Consider the following 2361-nt stretch of genomic DNA (forward strand, 5'->3'; position numbering starts at 1 on the left):
CAAGGGCAGAAGTGTTGGCCATTGCCGAAGAAATGGTCTCCTACGCTAAGTCTTTCATGGATGATGTAGAATTCTCGCCGATGGATGCGGCTCGTTCCGACCCACAGTATTTGTATCAGGTTTTAGAACGAGCGATCGCAGCTGGCGCTACAACTATCAATATTCCCGATACCGTAGGTTACATGACTCCCAGCGAATTCGGAGATTTGATTCGCGGTATTAAGGAAAATGTTCCCAACATCGATAAAGCAATTATTTCCGTTCACGGTCATAACGATTTGGGATTGGCTGTTGCGAACTTCTTGGAAGCAGTGAAAAATGGCGCACGCCAGTTAGAATGCACCATTAACGGCATTGGCGAACGCGCTGGCAATGCGTCTTTGGAAGAATTGGTGATGGCATTGCACGTCCGCCGTCAATATTACAATCCTTTCTTGGGACGTCCGGTGGAATCGGAAGCACCGCTAACTAATATTGACACGCGGCAGATTTACAAAACTTCTCGTTTGGTTTCCAACTTGACGGGAATGTTGGTGCAACCGAATAAAGCAATTGTAGGCGCAAATGCTTTCGCTCACGAATCCGGTATCCATCAAGATGGGGTGCTGAAAAATAAGCTTACCTATGAAATTATGGATGCTGAATTGATTGGTTTGACCACCAATCAAATTGTACTCGGCAAACATTCCGGTCGCCATGCTTTCGGCGCACGTTTGAAAGAGTTGGGATTTGAACTTTCGGATACGGATTTGAATAAGGCGTTTCTGAAGTTCAAAGAGGTAGCGGATAAGAAGAAAGAAATTACCGATTGGGATTTGGAAGCGATCGTTAATGACGAAATCCAACAAGCTCCCGACCTTTTCCGTGTAGAATTGGTGCAGGTTTCTTGCGGTAGCAACGCTCGTCCGACGGCAACGGTAACTCTCAGAACGCCAGAAGGAGAGGAGTTGACTGATGCGGCGATTGGAACTGGGCCGGTGGATGCTGTTTATAAGGCAATTAACCGCGTGGTAAATGTGCCGAATCAGCTAATTGAATTTTCTGTGCAGTCGGTGACGGCGGGAATTGATGCAATTGGAGAAGTAACAATTCGCCTCAAACATGGTGAGCGCATTTTCTCCGGTCATGCTGCTAACACGGATATTATCGTCGCTTCCGCGCAAGCTTATATAAATGCGCTGAATCGTTTGTATGCGGCGTTGCAGAATAAGCAAGTGCAGTCTGAAGGTGGCGAAAATCCTGCTGCTGCGGGTACTACTGTGTAAGTGTGAATAGGTGGACAAAACGCTAGAAGGCGTTGAAAGAGAAAAAGTATAAAGGCACGAAGGGATAAATTTCCTTTCGTGTTTTTTCTGTTTTGGGGGAAGAAAAAAGTGCGATCGCGATAGCGTGCCGGAGGCGATCGCTTATGGCAAATTAAAATAGATTTAAGCATTCGATCGCCCAAATTATGTCTGAAATTATTGTTGCTGTTTACGAAAATGGTGTTTTGCGTCCCGTAAATCCCGTATCTTTAAATGAGGGTCAAACTGTGCGACTGCAAGTGGTGCTGGAAGTATCGCCAGGAGAGTCACAAAATGAGGTAGAAAAGCCATTTCAGTCATTAGTTGACCAAAAAGTGATGAGTCTGCCACCGAAACAGGGTCAAATCGATCGCGCTGAATTAGCGCGGCGCGAAGAGGCGCGGCGCGAACGGATGCAAAAAATGGGGCCAATCCCAGGTAAACCTCTATCAGAAACCATTATTGAGGATCGTGGCCCGTGGTAAACGCTTATTTCTTGGATACCAGCGCGTTAGTGAAAAGATATATTTATCTACTTCTGTTGAGCGTCATCAACATATCTTTAATGATAATGTAAATAACTAACGCAGTTTGTAAAAATTGTCCGAGTTGCATAATTGGATCGAAGCGCCAGCCAGAAAAAAGTAGGATCGTGCCAATTATTAAGAAAAAAATCGTTGAAACTATTGCTTGAATGACATATCTAATCAAAGATGAATCGCTGACATTTCTGGCACGTCTAAATATCAAAATTAATGCCGATACTATATAAATAAAACTCCCTACGAAATATACTAATCCACATAAACTTGCTAAATTAAAAGATACATTTATCATGTTCGATCGCCTGATTTAGATTAAAAACCCTACAGTCTTAGTTTTATTATAAATTAAAATACTTTTCATTTACTTTTCCTGATTGTAACGATCGTATGTTTGCCGCAAAAATAATCCCGATCTCATTCAATATCCTCTACGCGGTTACGATCCTGTCCTTGAGAGTGCGATCTCTCTTTAACAATCTTCATATTGTTTATTGAATTGTAGTCAAAATTTAAACTAATTTACGATAAAAAAG

2 protein-coding genes are annotated in these 2361 nt (G+C 42.8%); both read left to right on the forward strand.

What is annotated here, in order from left to right; translation table 11 throughout:
• Positions 1-1265, forward strand: a 1265-nt coding sequence (locus tag H6S82_RS29210; protein ID WP_191057175.1) for a 2-isopropylmalate synthase, incomplete at its 5' end; no start/stop codon positions are given.
• 185 nt (positions 1266-1450) lie between these two features.
• Positions 1451-1768, forward strand: coding sequence for an antitoxin family protein (locus H6S82_RS29215; RefSeq protein WP_190463980.1), 318 nt, complete (start codon positions 1451-1453; stop codon positions 1766-1768).
• The last annotated feature ends 593 nt before the right edge of the window (positions 1769-2361 follow it).

This window comes from Planktothrix sp. FACHB-1355 (assembly GCF_014748295.1).
Lineage (GTDB): Bacteria > Cyanobacteriota > Cyanobacteriia > Cyanobacteriales > Aerosakkonemataceae > Aerosakkonema > Aerosakkonema funiforme_A.